The sequence below is a fragment of the Nitrososphaera sp. genome (assembly GCF_037447015.1).
In the GTDB taxonomy this organism is placed as follows: Archaea; Thermoproteota; Nitrososphaeria; order Nitrososphaerales; family Nitrososphaeraceae; genus Nitrososphaera.
Genome location: NZ_JBBIHK010000046.1, coordinates 1 through 13,947, shown reverse-complemented (window position 1 = coordinate 13,947; position 13,947 = coordinate 1). Strand labels below are relative to the sequence as shown.

Below are 13,947 nucleotides of genomic sequence, written 5' to 3'. Positions count from 1 at the left end.
TAGCTTTTTCGCAGTCGCGGCTATCCTCTGCACTAGGGTGATGCCTGCGACCACCGCGACCAGCGCCACGGCCCAGTTCATCTGGCCGCCGCCAAACGACATTTCCGGCGTAAACGGGATCATGCCTATTATCGCCAGGATGAGCAGGCGCTCGGCCCGCTCGCCTATCCCGATGCCCTTTAGCTCCACGCCAAGAGACTCGGCCCTGGCCCGGGTATAGCTCACAAGGAGCGACAAGCCTATCGCGACAAGGGCCCACACGGGAGACGCAAGGCCGCCCACCGCGACGCCGGCAAATATCACGACCTCTGCAATCTTGTCAAAGGACGAGTCCAGAAAAGCCCCCTTTTTCGACGCCTGCTTTGTCACCCGCGCCACTGCGCCGTCCACCACGTCAAGAAAGCCCGACGCAAGCAGCAGGACGCCCCCTGCAACCGCCGCGGCAAAGGGCGGGACGCCGGGGATAAAGTAGGGCGACGCATAGGCAGCGCCTGCCGCAAAGGCGATTGCAAGGCCAAGGGCCGTCCAGAAATTGGCAGACAGGCCGGTGGCTGCAAAGCCGGCGCCTAGCTTTTCCATCGCCGGCTTGAGCGAGTCGCGCAGGTTGTTTAGCAACTGTTTTTACGTGCCCAGTATACGTGCAGCGGGCTGCCAGAATAATAATTTATTGAGCCGCTGCCAGCGATACCCTGTAGAGCGCCCCCCAGTACGACAGCACGTACATGTTGCCGTCCGGGCCGGCCTCTATGTCGGATATGCCGCCAAAGCCCGTGCCGAGCGTGACCTGCGCCAGCTCGCCCTCGTCGTCTGCCACGCCGTCTGCCAGCCCCTCGCCTTCAAGCACCAGCCCGTCCCTCGCCTCGTTAACCCTGAAAAAGTAGAGGTTGCCGTTGTTGATGTCACCTGCAAACAGGTTGCCATCGTACTTGCCGGGCAGGCGCGAGAATGCAAGGTCCGTTACGCCCTGGGCGTCGGCCCAGCTGAAAAGCGGGTCTGCATAGTGCGAGCCTTCGAGCTGGACAAGGTCGGCCGCAGTCGCAGAGCCCCTCGACATCGGCCCCATGACGCGCTCCCACCCGCTGTTAAAGCCGGGGTGCACCAGGTTTATCTCGTCATAGTCTTCAGGGCCGTTCTCGGTGTCCCACAGCGCGCCTGTGAGCGGGTCGAGCGCAAGGCCAAAGCTGTTCCTCACCCCGTACGCATAGTACGCGGGCAGGCTGCCCTGCGCAAGCACGTTTGCAAGCGGCCTGCCTTCCCTGTCGACTTTGAGAATGACGGATGTATCATCCGGCGCCGGGCCGTTGTGGTAGTTTTGCAGCACGCCGTTGCGGTTCAAGTCGCCAATGACCACATAGAGCGCGCCGTCCGGGCCGGTTATCATCTTGCCCCCGTCGTGGTTTGGGCCCGGCTCCCCGGGCAGGTCGAGTATCCGCGTCTTGTTGGTGAGCGCGCCGTCTGCCCACGTAAAGCGGTAGACCCTGTTGCGCACCTCGCCACTGCTTTCGCTCTTTTCAGTCGCGTAAACGAAAACGTCGCTTTCGTGGGTTGCCACCCCGAGCAGGCCCCGCTCGCTTGCAGGCTCGACGTCAAACGTCGCCAGAGGCTCGGGCTGCAGCACGCCGTTTGAGACGAGCAGCACCTTGCCGTCCTCCTTTTGCAGTATCAGGAGGTTCCTGTCGCCGACAAACGCCATGCTGGTAGGCATCGACAGGCCCTGCACGACCTTGTCCACCTTGAGCGCAGGGTCGCTCAGCTGCGGCAGGTTTGGATCCGGGATCGGGGTGAACTGCATGCCGCCGGTGGCATGCGGCGAGGACGGGCCGCCGTTATTACTATTGTTACCATCATTATTATTATCATCACCATCGCCGGTGACTGGCGGGGTCGGGACGGACCCGGGCTCGCTTGGCAGGCCGCCGGATGGTGGCGGTGGCGAGGACCCCGCAGGCGCAGTCGGCTTTGGCGCGCTGCCGCCGGCGCTTACGGCAACTGCGATGGCGATGATGACGGCAGTGGCTGCCACACCGCCATACAAAACAGGGCGCCCAAGCTTCAAGCGGAGCTAATTTGGAAGCAGAGAGTTATTATGCATTGACGCCACAGCAGCAACCCCTATAGCAAAAATCTGCCAATCCGGCAGGCTTGGATGCAAGAAAAGAGCGGGGCCGAGTTGCAGTTTGCCGCAAAAAACCTCCCCGGCAAAGGTAGAGGCAGAGACGGTCAAAATGGGAGATTTAGACGCCAAGGATCTGCTTCAGCAGGGCCCTGTAGTCGACTTTTTCCTTCTTGCTGCCCGGCGACGGGAGCTCGAAGATGAGCGGTATTGGCCTCTTGGCCCTCAGGTTGGTCAGCTGGACGCGTATCTCTTTGCCAATGTCGTCGCTCAGGAGGACGAGGCCGACGTCGCTTGTGTCGCCCGTCTTGTTTATCTCGGCAAGCGCCTCTGCCGACGACTCGACCTTGACGCCCTTGACGCCGGCGAGCTGGAAGCTGGTGACAAACACGCGGCTCCCTATGGCAATTATTCGCATTCCGGCTGGCGTTTAACCCGGGTCCCTTTTTATTCCTTTAGGAAAGGGCGCGACAAGAGCGAGACTGGTTGCCCAAAACGACGATTTCCAATAAAAAGTGGAGGGGCGCTCCTAGGCTACTATTGTTAAGTACAACCGGATGCTAATTATTCATGACATGGCTGCACACTCCTCTTCTGGCGACAGACAGTTTTCAAAGGAGCGGAACGGCGAGGCCAAGAGAGAGTTCTTTGAAATAATCGCGGCGCTGCTTCTGGCGTGCCGCGACGGTGCCGCAAACAAGAACCAGATAATGCAGCGCGCCAACATGTCCCACGCCATGCTCATGTTCTTTCTAGAGCTTGCGCTTGAAACGCAGATGATCGAGGAGACCGAGGAGAAAAAGCGGTTCATCATCACGGAAAAGGGGAGGCTCTACCTGCAAGGCTACAGGAGGCTTGCGGAGGCAATCGGCATCACGAGCAGCAACAGCGGCCTAGTGAAAGAATGATGATTGTTTGTCGCCGGCTGCACATGGATAGAAAACGACTTATACCTTTACCATCCAGCATACTGTTGGTTGGCAGCTTCGAAAACCACGTTTCTCATGATGATGATCGCCTGCTTTGTGTCCGGCGGACTTGCGTTCCTGCTGGCGGCGGCAGGCGGCCCGTCCTTTGCGCTATACTCGATACCCGGCTTTGTTGTCGGCGCATTTTTTGCGTTCAAGTACGCCACCTACGACAAGACAAAGGCAAGGGAAGAGGAGCACAGGAGAAAGAGGGACAGCAGTAGCAGCAGCAACAACAGGAACCGCCGGCACTGACGGCAGCGCACATAACAGAACAGAAAAGAACATCCACTTCCGCCACTACTACTGTTACTGCTACTGCCGCGCGCGTATCTAGCTCGATATCAGAATAAAGATCACTATTGCGCCAAGGGCCGCAAAGAGCGCCACCGTGGCCTTCCACATGCCCATGCTGGCCTTGTCACTGATGTCCCACATGCCGCCGCGGATGTTTGCCGCCTGCCTGTACTGGCGCTTTATCTCCTCGTACGAATAGACGTGGGCAAAGTCTGCCGAAGGCGTCCACCGCTGCGCCGGCCCCGCCGACAGCCCCCCGCCTGTGTCGTACTTTTTGCGCTTTTGCTCGTCAGAAAGCACCTCATAGGCTTCGACGATTTTCATGAACTTTTGCCGCGACTCTTCCGAGTTCTTGTTCTTGTCCGGATGGTACTTTAGTGCAAGGATGCGGAAAGATTTTTTCACGTCCTCCTGCGACGCTCCACGTTCCAAGCCAAGCACAGTGTAATAGTCGCCAGCCGGTGACGCTACCACGGCAGCATATCATGACGTGGCGGGAATAAATAAACGTCTTGCAACAATAACAGGAACGACAGCACATAAAAGCAGGGCGTTGCAGCAACACCCTTGCTTGGAAGATAATAACATCAACAGCGTCTTCCTGATCATCTTTTACGCTGTCACCGTCGTGCCGACGCTCCTGTTTGCCAAGGAGACCAAGGCGCGCCTGGCGAACATGAGGCAGGGGCTCAGGTCGCTTGCGTGGATACCCCTCACAGTCGGCGGCCTGATAGCCTACGTCGTCTTTGCCATGGACTTCCTTTCGTCCGTCCCCGTCCTTGGCTGGTCGTGGCTTGGATACAACATTGCCCTGGGACCTGCCACCGACCAGGGGCTGTACGGCATCCTGCCGTTTGTCCCGATGCTCGTCTACATGCTCATCCACGTCAACTATTTTGAAGAGCTGTACTTTCGCAAGAGCGCCCTGCTGACGGTGGTGTGGGCGTTCCTGCACGTGGCGATGGGAGTCGCAGTGCACGTCGCAATCGCCCTGCTGCCCATAGGGTTCCTCTACAAGTACATCTACAGGACAAAGGGGCTGAACCACGCATACGCCCTCCACTTTGCTACAAACATGGCAGTGGTCGCGCTTTCGATAGGGGCGTATTTTCTGCCACAGCCGCCCTAGCTGCCGCCTGCAGCGGCGCGCCCTTCTTCGGCCCTTTTCTTTATCGCAAGGTTCATCTGCTCAAAGCCTGCACGTATGTCGCCTGCGCTCCCTCCAAAAAAGGAAGAGAGCAGGCCGCCAAAGACCTCCCGGTGGACCAGCTTTACCCTCCTGCCGCCCGGCTCTTGCACAATCTCAAACACGTGCTCGCCGCTCATGAGGCCGGGCATCTTGCCCAGCCAGCGGAGCTCTCTGGGCGGATCTATTTTTGTTATCTTTGGCCCGTACGTCCTGCTCGTGCCCGAAGGCGTGGTCAGGTGGATGGTGATTCGCGAGCCCTGTTCAAGCCTGCCTTCCACCCTGCGGATGAACGGGTTCCATTCAGGGTATTCTGCAAAGCCTGTGATTATGTCCCACACCTTTTGCGCGCTGGCGTCTATCTCTACTTCGGTGCGTATCTCTTTCCCCAAAGGCAGGCAGAGGTCGCGTAGGCAACTTATTATCGGTTGCGCGTCGTAAAATCGATCCTTATCGGCTCGCCGTCTTTGAGCGGGAGGTCGAGGAAGTGCTTTTCGGTGTACAGCTTGCCCCCCACGTACACCTTGGTGTCGTATTTTGAGAGGTCCTGCCCTATCCAGTTGTAGAGAAAGTGGCCCAGGGTGAACTCGTGCGGCTCCCTGTACGCGACGTGTATCATATTCTCTTCAAGCGTGTGCACGGGAAGCGTGCAGTCTTTGGTTATGCCCACGCCCTTTGGAACGATGGCGGGGGCCCCATCCTCTGTCACCGTGACAGGCACCGACAGCTGGTACGGCTGCGCCAGCGGGTCGCCTATGCACTGGTATATCGGGTCCTGGGAGCGGAAATAGTCGGTGACTGCCTTTGTGGCAAGGCCCGCCCCGACCACGACTGCCGCAAGGACCACCATCGACCACACAAGGCGCTTCTTTTTTTCAGGACCTTCAAGCGGTCCCCCACTACCACTACCACTACTACCGCCGCTGCTGCTACCGCCGTCACCCCAGAAACCCATTACACAGGGGATGCGGCGCCAAAAAGTTAAAAATCTTTGGAGATGGCTTGCCCTCTTCTTTCTCGCTGCTATTGTACTATTGCAAGCACGTGGCTTGCAGATTCTACCAGCGGCAGGCCGGCGAGCAGCTTGGCGGTGGAAGGTACTGCCGTCACGTAGATGAGCACGCCGGGAACCGCAGCACACACGATAAGAGTCAGGATAATCAGCCACACGGCTGTCATCTTTTCAACCATTAAAGAAAATCACTCGTCTTTGGATATATAAGTCTTAAATTGCCTTTTGCTGCTGCGGTGGCGCGCCCTTGGCCTTTTCCTTCAGCATTTCAAGCTCCTCCCGGAGGGCTTCGTTTTCTTCTTCAAGCACCTTGAGCGAGGTGATGGCCTCTATGCTCTGGCTGCGCAACCTGTTGAACTCTTGGACCAGCTTTTCGTAGGACTGCCTGAGCCGCTGCTGGTCTGCTGCAGCAGACGATAAAGTTGTTGCTGTTGCTGTTGATGGCGCGGCAGTCACGGTTTTGGCCGCCTGGATTCTGGCGTTTTCTGCCCTCAAAGACTCGAGCGACCTTGAGAGCGACGCGTTCTGCGACCGGAGCGACTCGATCTCGGCTGCGGCAGACCTTGCGCGCTGGGCAAGCAGGCCGTTTTCGTCGATGAGCTTCTGGCGTTCCAGGCTAAACTGCTGGAGCTCTGCCCGGAGCTGGGCCATGACAGACTCGGCCTGCTGTTGTTGTTGTTGTTGCTTTTGCTTTTGGGCGTCGCCGTCTTCTTCTTTTCCCTGCTGTCTGGCTGCGGACGCAAGCTCGGCAAGGATGGAGGCGACAGAGCTGGAATTGAGGTAAACAGACGACCCAAAGTCGAGCGCTATTGCGCCCCTTGACCTCAGGAATTCTTCCACGCTGCCGTCCAGTGTAAACGAGCCGGCGTTGAACGAGAACAACTTGTTGCTGTTATTGTTGTTGTTATTACTGCCAGACACGGCAATCCTTGTCCCCAGACGTAAAAAAAGAGCAGCGCAAAAATTGTTGACAAGTCACTGGTAATCGTGCAGGCGCCTGTCGCGGTGGTCGTTCACCTTGGCCTCGACCTGCTTTTTGTGTTTTTTCATGATGTGCTCGTCTGCGCACCTTGCGTGCATCGCGCCGGCTGTGCAGAACTCGCAACCTGTGACATAGTCCATCGCCTGGAACTCTTGCTTGCACAGCGAGCAGGCGTCGGTGCCAAGGTCGCCGTCTGACAGGGGCTTGAGCCACGGGTCGCGCCAGAGGACTATGACCAACAGACAAGACAAGAGATCAAAGACAAGTATGTAAAATTTTGCGCTTACTTGTTCTTTGTTTACCGGCCGAGCATCTCGTACATGCGCCTGTACGACGCCTGTATGTCCTGCTGCTTTTCAAGCGCCGACCTGGTTTTTTTCAGCCTGCCTTCAAGCGCCTTTTGCGACAGCCTGGCGATGCCCTGCGCGTCTTTCAGGTATCCGGCGATGTATTTTCTGGCATAGGGGTTGTCAAGGATCAGCGCGGATATCAGCTCGGGCTCGTCTGTCATCACGCTCTCGGCAAGCATCGACTGGACGGCAAATGTGGTGCCGCCGACCTCCTTTAGCAGCGCAAGGTCGCCCTCCTTGGACATCGCGCCGGCAAAGGCCACGTTGCAGAAATACGTCAGGCCAAGGACTGCGGCTATGGCCCTGTCGTGCGTCTTTGCGTCGGGCATGACCTTGACAGACATGCCTGCAAAGACCTGCTGCGCCAGCCTCTCCTCTTCTTCCCTGTCTGCGACAGGCACCAGGAGCACCTTTAGCTGCTTTTTCTCGTTTGCGCCGGGGCCAAACATCGGGTGGACGCACAACGCAGTGATGCCTGCGCGCCCTGCGGCTTTTTTCAGGGCGCCGTGCGTCCGGCTCTTGACCGACGATATCTCGGCTATCGCCGAGCCGGCCCTCATCGCGGCGGCGCACTGCAGGAGCACGGCAGGGGTGTGCCGGACAGGCACGCATACCAAAACAAGGTCGGCATCCTTGACGCAGCCTGCCAGGCTTTTTGCCTCCATGACGCCTGCAATTTTAAACGGCCTGACGTCAAAGGCCGAGACGCCGTGGCCCCTGCCTGCAAAGTACCGGGCAAACCACGACCCCATCTTGCCTGCTGCGCCGATCACTGCCACCTTTTTCATTTTCATCTATCAGTCACGGCGCCTCTTTTTTTCCAAGCACGGCCGCCATCGCGGCGAGCCCTTCTTCCATCTCTTTTTCGGGCCTGCACGCAGATATCCGCACAAACTTTTTGTAGGAATCGCCAAAGCCGCTGCCGGGTGCTATTGCGACGCCCTTTTCAAGGAGCTTTTCAACAAGGTCCATGTCGTCCTGTATTATCATTTCGCCCCCGCCGGACGGCAGCTGGGGGTAGGCGTACATGGCGCCGTCAGGCTCGACGAACCGGAGCGACATCTCTTTGAGCCGGGCAGACAGGAACTTGAGCCGGCCCTTCATCAGCTCGACGTTGTGCGACGGGTCCTCGGCAAGGGCGGCAAGGGCGGCAAGCTGCACAGGCTCTGCGACGCTTGTGACGCCGGCGGCCTGCACGCGGGCCATCTTTTTTATCGAATCGGCAGAGGCCACCGCATACCCCACCCTAAAGCCGGTCATAGCGTACGTCTTTGAAAACGACGAGACGACGATGGCCCTGTCGTAGTCGTATTCTAGCGCGCTTGTAAACGGCCGGAACGCATAGTCTGCATACACCTCGTCGCTGAGAAGGTAGAGGCCCCGATCCCGGGCGAGTGCGACTATTGCGTCCATCGTCTTGCGGTCGAGCACCTTGCCAGTGGGGTTGTTCGGGTAGTTGAGCGCTATCATTTTCGTCGCGCTGTTTATCATCGACTCTAGCTCGCGCAGGTCCGGCGTCCAGCCGCTTTCGATGCTTGTGCGCAGGACCTTTGTGCGGGCGCCGATAAAGTCGGCGCACTCCCTGTACGCAGGCCACGCGGGCTCGATGGTTATCAGCTCGTCGCCGGGCCGAAGCAGCCCCGCTATTGCGGCAAACACGGCGAACCTGCCGCCGGGCGTGACCATCACACGGGCCTCGTCTTTTACGCCGGCCCTGTTTGCGATTGCGATCCGCAGCTGCGGGATCCCGCGCGTGTCTGTGTAATGGTACCTGCCCTGCGCGTACGAGCTTGCAAGGGCCAACCCCGCGCTTGCCGGCGCAGAATAGTCCGGCTCGCCCACTTCAAGGTGTATTATCTTGATGCCCTGCGCCTCCATCTGCTTGGCCTTTTGAAAGACTGCAAGGTGCGTCATCTTCTTTTGGCTGCTTTTCTTTTTGTCGTCGTTGGTGGCTGTTATGGATGAGGGCGCCATCTGCGCCATGCCGGCCGCCTGCACCGCCTCCGACTCGCCAAGCAGCATGTTCAGGAGGCGGAGGGCAAACTCGCTGCTCATGCCCATGGCCTGCGCCTCCCTTATCACCATCAGGCGGACCTCCTGCTCTGCCTTTTCGTCCTTGATGTCCCTGCCGAGCCTGCCCTTCACCCTGCCGACCTGCCGGGCCAGCTCCATCCGCTCGTGCGCCTTTTTCATTATTTCCAGGGTTATGCCCCTTATCTGCAGCCGCAGCGATTCCAGCTCGTCGCCGTCGCTATCGTTGTTTGCCACCGCCGCTTTCAGGCCCCCTTTTTCAGAACCGGAGGTATCAGGCCGGAGCGGATGGCGTGGTCGGCAAGCACCATCGACATGACGCACTCGACTATCGGCGGAGCCCTTGGCACCACGCACGGGTCGTGCCTGCCAGGCACCACAAGGTCAGCCTCCCTGCCGGTAGAAATGTCCAGCGTCTCCTGCTTTTTTGCGATAGACGCGGCTGGCTTGAACGCCACCCTCATCACTATAGGCATGCCGTTTGACAGCCCGCCCAGTATGCCGCCGGCGTTGTTTGTCCTAGTCACCACTTTGCCGGTGCTGTCCAGATAGTACGTGTCGTTGTTTTCAGAGCCGCGCTTTTTAGAGCCTTCAAAGCCAGAGCCAAACTCGACTGCCTTGACGGCAGGTATGCTGAACAGGGCCTTGCTCAGGTCCGACTCGAGTGACGAGAATATGGGCTCGCCAAGGCCGACAGGAAGGCCGGTGCTGACGCATTCCACGATGCCGCCAAGCGAGTCGCCTTCTCTCTTTGCCTGCAGGATTGCCTCCTTCATCTTTTCTGCCGCCGCCGGGTCCGGGCAGCGCACGTCGTTTGAATAGCGCGACGCAATGTTCTCCCGGGTGATGCTGCCGGCGCGTATGCCACCTATCTCGAGCGTGTAGGCGACGGTGTCTATCCCAAGCGTGTGCTTTAGCAGCTTTTGCGCCAGCGCGCCTGCCATGACAAGCGTGGCAGTGAGCCTGCCTGAAAAGCGCCCGCTCCCCCTATAGTCTGCAAAGCCGCCGTACTTGACGAGGGCAGGATAGTCGGCGTGGCCGGGGCGGGGCGTGTTTTTTATCGCCTCGTACGAGCGCGAGTCGGCGTCCTTGTTCCATATGATCATGCACACGGGTGCGCCGGTGGTAAAGCCGTTAAAGACGCCAGAGAGTATCTCCACCTTGTCTTCTTCCTTGCGCTGGGTCGTTACCTGGGACTGGCCCGGCTTGCGCAGGTCGAGCTGGCCCTGTATGTCCTGCTCCGACAGCGGGAGGCCGGCGGGGCAGCCGTCGACCACCATCCCTATGCAGCGGCCGTGGCTTTCGCCAAAGCTCATGGCGACAAAGCGTTCGCCTATAGTGTTACCTGCGCCCACGGAGCGAGTTGCCCTCTGTCGGTATTTTAATTTTGGTCATCCCAGTCGCCGTCGCTGTGGTGCTACTACCACCACCATCATCATAATGAGCAGCAGAGCATTATTCCCTGTCAGGCATTGGCGCCAGGCGTGCCCCGAGCGCCTTCATGTCCGGCACAAAGTTTGGGTACGACACGTCGACTGACTCGGCGCCTGCCACTATCGACTTTTCAGTCATCATGCCCGCTATTGTGAACGCCATAAACAGGCGGTGGTCGTTGTACGCCTCGAGAGACGCGTTTTTCAGCTTTTTTGGCGCCGATATGGTCAGCCCGTCCTGAAACTCTTCCACGCCTGCGCCAAGCTTGGCCAGTTCGCGCGCAATGTTGGCGACCCTGTCTGTCTCTTTCACCCTGGCGTGGGCCACGCCGGTTATCTTGACCCTGCCCTTTGCCTTGAGGGCAAGGATAGAGACGACGGGCAGCAGGTCCGGCGTGTCTGCAAGGTCAAAGTCGCCCCCTTCAAGCGGTAGCCCTTCACCTGCATCTATCCCGTGCACCACCACCTCGCCCTTTGCCCTGTCGGCTTTGATGGCGCAGCCCATCCTCTCCATTATCTCGATTATCTGCGAGTCGCCCTGCGGCAGGTCAAAGTTCAGCCCCTTTACCTTCAGCCTGTCGCCGCCTGCAAGCACGCCTGCCGACAGTATAAGCGCAGCGGTGGAAAAGTCGCTTGGCACGTCGAACCGGGAGGGCCGGTACTGGGCGTTACGTATGCGGTATTCAAGCATGCCGGGGTCGTGGTCCACCTTTACGCCGAAACTTGCCATCGTGGCAAGCGTGGCTTTGACGTACGGCTTGGACACCAGGTCGCCCTTTATCTTGAGCGTTATCTCCGAATTTGCATAGATGCCTGCGATAAGCAGGCCGGAGATGAACTGGCTTGATACGCTGCCGTCTATGAGCGTCATGCCACCCTTGATCCCGCCGCCCCTGACGACGAGCGGAGGGGCGCCGTTTTCCCGAGTCGAGTACGCCTCGACGCCGAGGGGTCCGAGCGCGTCCAGTATGGGCTGCATCGGCCGCCTGCGCAGGCTCTCGTCGCCTGTCAGGACGGTGTGCCCCTTTTTCACAAGGCCGGCCATCGCAGTCATTATGCGGATGGTCGTGCCCGAGTTTTCGCAGTTGAGGACGTTTTCTGGCGGCTCAAAGGAGCCGTGCCTGCCGCGCACCTGCACCGCCCTGCCTTCCCGCCGGCCCTCTATCGCGGCTCCAAGTGCCCTGCAGCAGGCAAGCGTGGCAAGCGTGTCCCGTGCAAGGAGGGCGTTTGTTATAGTCGACTCGCCTGCGGCAAGCGACGCGATTGCAAGCGCCCTGTGAGTGTAGCTCTTGCTTGACGGGCACCTGACCGTGCCGGATATGCGGGACTTTTTGACCTGTATCGAGACCATGTTCTTACCTCTTTTCCCCCTCTTCTTCTACGACCTCTACGCTTGCCTTCTGATTATTAACCTTAGAGACCAGCACGCGGCCGGCAAACTTGCCAAGCGCGCTCCGGATGTCGTCAAGCTCGTCCTCGTACGCCACTGCCGCGATGGACGGACCGTTGCCTGACGTGCCGGCGGCGAGCGCGCCCTGCTCGAGTGCGGCAAGCGCCGGCGCGTAGCTTGTTCCAAGAGCAGCTGAAGCAAGCACGCCGTTCAGCTTCATGGCCTTCCAGTAATCGCCAGCCTCTGCTAGCCTGTACGCGTCGGTGAACAGGTCTGCAAGGTCTCGCAGCTTGGCAACGTCGCCCCGCGGAGTGTTCCGGGGCAGAAATATCACTGCGTACAGGTTGTCCGGCGCCTCCTCGCGCCTTATCAGCTTGCGGGCATAGTTGTCGGTGACTACGAACCCGCCAAAGTAGCAGGCAGTGGCGTCGTCGTACGCGCCCGTTATCGTGACCTTGGAATCAAGCGACGCCCTCACCGCCGCGTCCAGCACGGCGTTGTCGTCGATTTCGTCCCTTGCAAGCCGGCTGCAGGCAAGGGCCACGGCGTTAGAGACAGAGCTGGAGCTTTTCAGCCCGTAGCCTATCGGGATCTCGGATCGCACCTTGACAGTCACCTGGCTCTTTTCAAGCACGCCCGGCGGGATCGTGTTTCTTATGATGTTGTTGATGAGCCTGTCGTCGTTCTTGCCCGTCAAAAAGCGCACGCCCCTGCCGGCTCCCTTTGTCAGCTCTACTTCGGCGGTGACTGCAAGCGATATCCCAAGCGCCGAGCCGTTGCCAGTCGCTATCGCGTTCACTATCGACACTGCGCCGTGCATCGTGGCCCGCGCCTTCATTCGGGCTCACCAAATATGCCAAGCAGGTTCTTTTTCATGGCATCCCTTGGAGCAGGCAGGCCGGTCCAGATCTCAAACGCCTTTGCGCCCTGCTCCACCAGCATCTCGTAGCCGTAGACTACCTGCGCCTCTGCGAACTTGGCCTGCTCTATCAGGTCAGTCACCACCGGCCTGTACACAATGTCGTACACTAGGCTGCCCTTTTTAATGTGATCCGCGTCTATGGGCGACTGCTCGTTTTTGAGCCCAAGCGAGGTCGAGTTGACTATCAGGTCGGCGCCAGGCGACACCTGCATCACGTCGTCGAGTGCGACGACCTGGCAGTCCAGCCCGGACTCTCTTGCCCTGCCGGCAAGCTCTTCTGCCCTTTTCAGGCCGCGGTTTGCGATGATCAATTTGCCTATCTTTTTCTTTTCATCCGACAGGGCGGCGACGATTGCCCGCGCGGCCCCGCCGGCCCCAAGCAAAAGGACGGTCATGCCTTCCAGGTTTACGCGGCGTTTCCGCAGGGGCTCGATAAATCCATGCATGTCGGTGTTGTACCCGCGCAGGACGCCGTTGATGTTATTGACCGTGTTCACGGCGCCCGCCTTTTTCGCAGTGGCGTCCAGCTCGTCGAGGTATTTCATGACCTCGACCTTGTGTGGTATGGTCACGTTAAAGCCGGCGATGTTTATCGACCGCAGCGATTCTATAGACTCTTTCAGCTCGCCGGCAGGCACCCGAAAGGCGATGTAGGTGCAGTTGTTGAGGCCAAGAGCCGCAAAAGCCGCGTTCTGCATGCCCGGTGACAGCGAATGGCTGACAGGGTCGCCTATGATGCAGTAGATCCTAGTCGCCGAGCTACCGGCAGCAAAAGGCCGATCCTCCTTTTCTTCCATCTATCTCTCTCTGTTACGCTACCGATTCCTGCGACCGTCTCTTATAGTTTTTAGCAAAAAAGTGGGTAGGGAGGGTGTACGCGCGTGCGTGTGCGTGTATGCGTGTATACCGTTTGTCGTTACCCCGTTTTACCCGCTCTGCCACAACTGCAGCTAGACCGGCACAAAGTTATAGCTCGTGTCCAGCCCGCTTCCGCGCCGGGACACCTTGATAGTCGTGTAGCCGGCCTTCAGGAGCTCGTTGAGGTTGAGCGCCCACGAAAGCGACAGGGTCAAAACCTTCTCCTGCCCGTCGTTCACGTTGACGACCACGTACTCGACGGCCTTGGTCTTTTTGTCCTGTATCTGCCTGTCCACAAGCCGGATCCTGTTTGCGTCGAACTTGAGCACGACCGTCTGCCCGGGCTGCAGTTTCAGGAACTTGGACTGGGCCTGCGCTGCTTGCTCTATCTGTTCAAAGATCTGA

Annotated in this window: 19 protein-coding genes; 3 read left to right on the top strand and 16 right to left on the bottom strand. The window is 58.9% G+C overall.

The genetic code is table 11. The annotated features are described in order from the left end of the window. The 3 genes from WKI84_RS11770 to WKI84_RS11760 form a co-directional block, all read right to left on the bottom strand. The coding region (locus WKI84_RS11770; protein WP_337863753.1) for a CDP-alcohol phosphatidyltransferase family protein at positions 1-615 on the bottom strand (615 nt) is incomplete at its 3' end. A gap of 49 nt (positions 616-664) precedes the next feature. Then, complete coding sequence (locus tag WKI84_RS11765) at positions 665-2,023, bottom strand: PQQ-dependent sugar dehydrogenase (protein WP_337863752.1); 1,359 nt, start codon at positions 2,021-2,023, stop codon at positions 665-667. A 211-nt stretch (positions 2,024-2,234) separates the two neighbouring features. Next, positions 2,235-2,531, bottom strand: a complete 297-nt coding sequence (locus tag WKI84_RS11760) for a V-type ATP synthase subunit F (RefSeq protein ID WP_337863751.1) — start codon at positions 2,529-2,531, stop codon at positions 2,235-2,237. A gap of 157 nt (positions 2,532-2,688) precedes the next feature. Here WKI84_RS11760 and WKI84_RS11755 point away from each other — a divergent pair, with 157 nt between their 5' ends. After that, positions 2,689-3,021 carry a winged helix-turn-helix domain-containing protein gene (locus WKI84_RS11755; protein WP_337863750.1) on the top strand — a complete coding sequence of 111 codons (333 nt, stop codon included), beginning with the start codon at positions 2,689-2,691 and terminating at the stop codon, positions 3,019-3,021. A gap of 69 nt (positions 3,022-3,090) precedes the next feature. After that, positions 3,091-3,336, top strand: coding sequence for a hypothetical protein (locus WKI84_RS11750; RefSeq protein WP_337863749.1), 246 nt, complete (start codon positions 3,091-3,093; stop codon positions 3,334-3,336). A 78-nt stretch (positions 3,337-3,414) separates the two neighbouring features. On the opposite strand, the gene WKI84_RS11745 is transcribed toward WKI84_RS11750, so the two are convergent. Beyond that, positions 3,415-3,852, bottom strand: a complete 438-nt coding sequence (locus WKI84_RS11745) for a DnaJ domain-containing protein (protein WP_337863748.1) — start codon at positions 3,850-3,852, stop codon at positions 3,415-3,417. A gap of 97 nt (positions 3,853-3,949) precedes the next feature. Between WKI84_RS11745 and WKI84_RS11740 the strand changes: the two genes are divergently transcribed. After that, on the top strand, positions 3,950-4,507 hold the full coding sequence (locus tag WKI84_RS11740) for a hypothetical protein (protein ID WP_337863747.1): 558 nt from the start codon (positions 3,950-3,952) through the stop codon (positions 4,505-4,507). On the opposite strand, the gene WKI84_RS11735 is transcribed toward WKI84_RS11740, so the two are convergent. The 12 genes from WKI84_RS11735 to WKI84_RS11680 all read right to left on the bottom strand — a co-directional run. Next, the gene (locus WKI84_RS11735) at positions 4,504-4,956 is read right to left on the bottom strand and encodes an SRPBCC domain-containing protein (protein ID WP_337863746.1); all 453 of its coding nucleotides are present in this window, start codon (positions 4,954-4,956) and stop codon (positions 4,504-4,506) included. The genes WKI84_RS11740 and WKI84_RS11735 overlap by 4 nt on opposite strands. A gap of 29 nt (positions 4,957-4,985) precedes the next feature. Further along, on the bottom strand, positions 4,986-5,519 hold the full coding sequence (locus WKI84_RS11730) for a hypothetical protein (RefSeq protein WP_337863745.1): 534 nt from the start codon (positions 5,517-5,519) through the stop codon (positions 4,986-4,988). 68 nt (positions 5,520-5,587) lie between these two features. Continuing rightward, the gene (locus WKI84_RS11725) at positions 5,588-5,755 is read right to left on the bottom strand and encodes a hypothetical protein (RefSeq protein WP_337863744.1); all 168 of its coding nucleotides are present in this window, start codon (positions 5,753-5,755) and stop codon (positions 5,588-5,590) included. Between the two features lie 34 nt (positions 5,756-5,789). Further along, a complete protein-coding gene (locus WKI84_RS11720; RefSeq protein WP_337863743.1) occupies positions 5,790-6,497 on the bottom strand; it encodes a hypothetical protein in 708 nt (235 codons plus the stop codon). A 54-nt stretch (positions 6,498-6,551) separates the two neighbouring features. Continuing rightward, positions 6,552-6,797, bottom strand: a complete 246-nt coding sequence (locus WKI84_RS11715; RefSeq protein ID WP_337863742.1) for a hypothetical protein — start codon at positions 6,795-6,797, stop codon at positions 6,552-6,554. Between the two features lie 59 nt (positions 6,798-6,856). Continuing rightward, the gene (locus WKI84_RS11710; protein WP_337863741.1) at positions 6,857-7,702 is read right to left on the bottom strand and encodes a prephenate dehydrogenase/arogenate dehydrogenase family protein; all 846 of its coding nucleotides are present in this window, start codon (positions 7,700-7,702) and stop codon (positions 6,857-6,859) included. Between the two features lie 7 nt (positions 7,703-7,709). After that, on the bottom strand, positions 7,710-9,176 hold the full coding sequence (locus tag WKI84_RS11705) for an aminotransferase class I/II-fold pyridoxal phosphate-dependent enzyme (protein WP_337863740.1): 1,467 nt from the start codon (positions 9,174-9,176) through the stop codon (positions 7,710-7,712). Between the two features lie 8 nt (positions 9,177-9,184). Then, positions 9,185-10,294 (bottom strand): chorismate synthase, encoded by a 1,110-nt coding sequence (aroC, locus tag WKI84_RS11700; protein ID WP_337863739.1) that lies wholly within the window; start codon positions 10,292-10,294, stop codon positions 9,185-9,187. A 100-nt stretch (positions 10,295-10,394) separates the two neighbouring features. Continuing rightward, positions 10,395-11,723: a 3-phosphoshikimate 1-carboxyvinyltransferase gene (aroA, locus tag WKI84_RS11695; protein ID WP_337863738.1), complete on the bottom strand. Its 1,329-nt coding sequence runs from the start codon at positions 11,721-11,723 to the stop codon at positions 10,395-10,397. Positions 11,724-11,727: 4 nt separating this feature from the next. Then, complete coding sequence (locus WKI84_RS11690) at positions 11,728-12,600, bottom strand: shikimate kinase (RefSeq protein WP_337863737.1); 873 nt, start codon at positions 12,598-12,600, stop codon at positions 11,728-11,730. Then, positions 12,597-13,481 carry a shikimate dehydrogenase gene (aroE, locus tag WKI84_RS11685; protein WP_337863736.1) on the bottom strand — a complete coding sequence of 295 codons (885 nt, stop codon included), beginning with the start codon at positions 13,479-13,481 and terminating at the stop codon, positions 12,597-12,599. Before aroE ends, WKI84_RS11690 begins: the two co-directional genes overlap by 4 nt. Before the next feature lie 153 nt (positions 13,482-13,634). Continuing rightward, positions 13,635-13,947: hypothetical protein (locus tag WKI84_RS11680; RefSeq protein ID WP_337863735.1), on the bottom strand; the 313-nt coding region annotated here is incomplete at its 5' end.

Coding starts and splice junctions, on each gene's coding strand:
- WKI84_RS11760 (WP_337863751.1), bottom strand. CDS start 2,531: ATGCGAATAATTGCCATAGGGAGCCGCGTGTTTGTCACCAGCTTCCAG.
- WKI84_RS11755 (WP_337863750.1), top strand. CDS start 2,689: ATGGCTGCACACTCCTCTTCTGGCGACAGACAGTTTTCAAAGGAGCGG.
- WKI84_RS11730 (WP_337863745.1), bottom strand. CDS start 5,519: ATGGGTTTCTGGGGTGACGGCGGTAGCAGCAGCGGCGGTAGTAGTGGT.
- WKI84_RS11725 (WP_337863744.1), bottom strand. CDS start 5,755: ATGGTTGAAAAGATGACAGCCGTGTGGCTGATTATCCTGACTCTTATC.
- WKI84_RS11710 (WP_337863741.1), bottom strand. CDS start 7,702: ATGAAAATGAAAAAGGTGGCAGTGATCGGCGCAGCAGGCAAGATGGGG.
- aroA (WP_337863738.1), bottom strand. CDS start 11,723: ATGGTCTCGATACAGGTCAAAAAGTCCCGCATATCCGGCACGGTCAGG.
- WKI84_RS11690 (WP_337863737.1), bottom strand. CDS start 12,600: ATGAAGGCGCGGGCCACGATGCACGGCGCAGTGTCGATAGTGAACGCG.
- aroE (WP_337863736.1), bottom strand. CDS start 13,481: ATGGAAGAAAAGGAGGATCGGCCTTTTGCTGCCGGTAGCTCGGCGACT.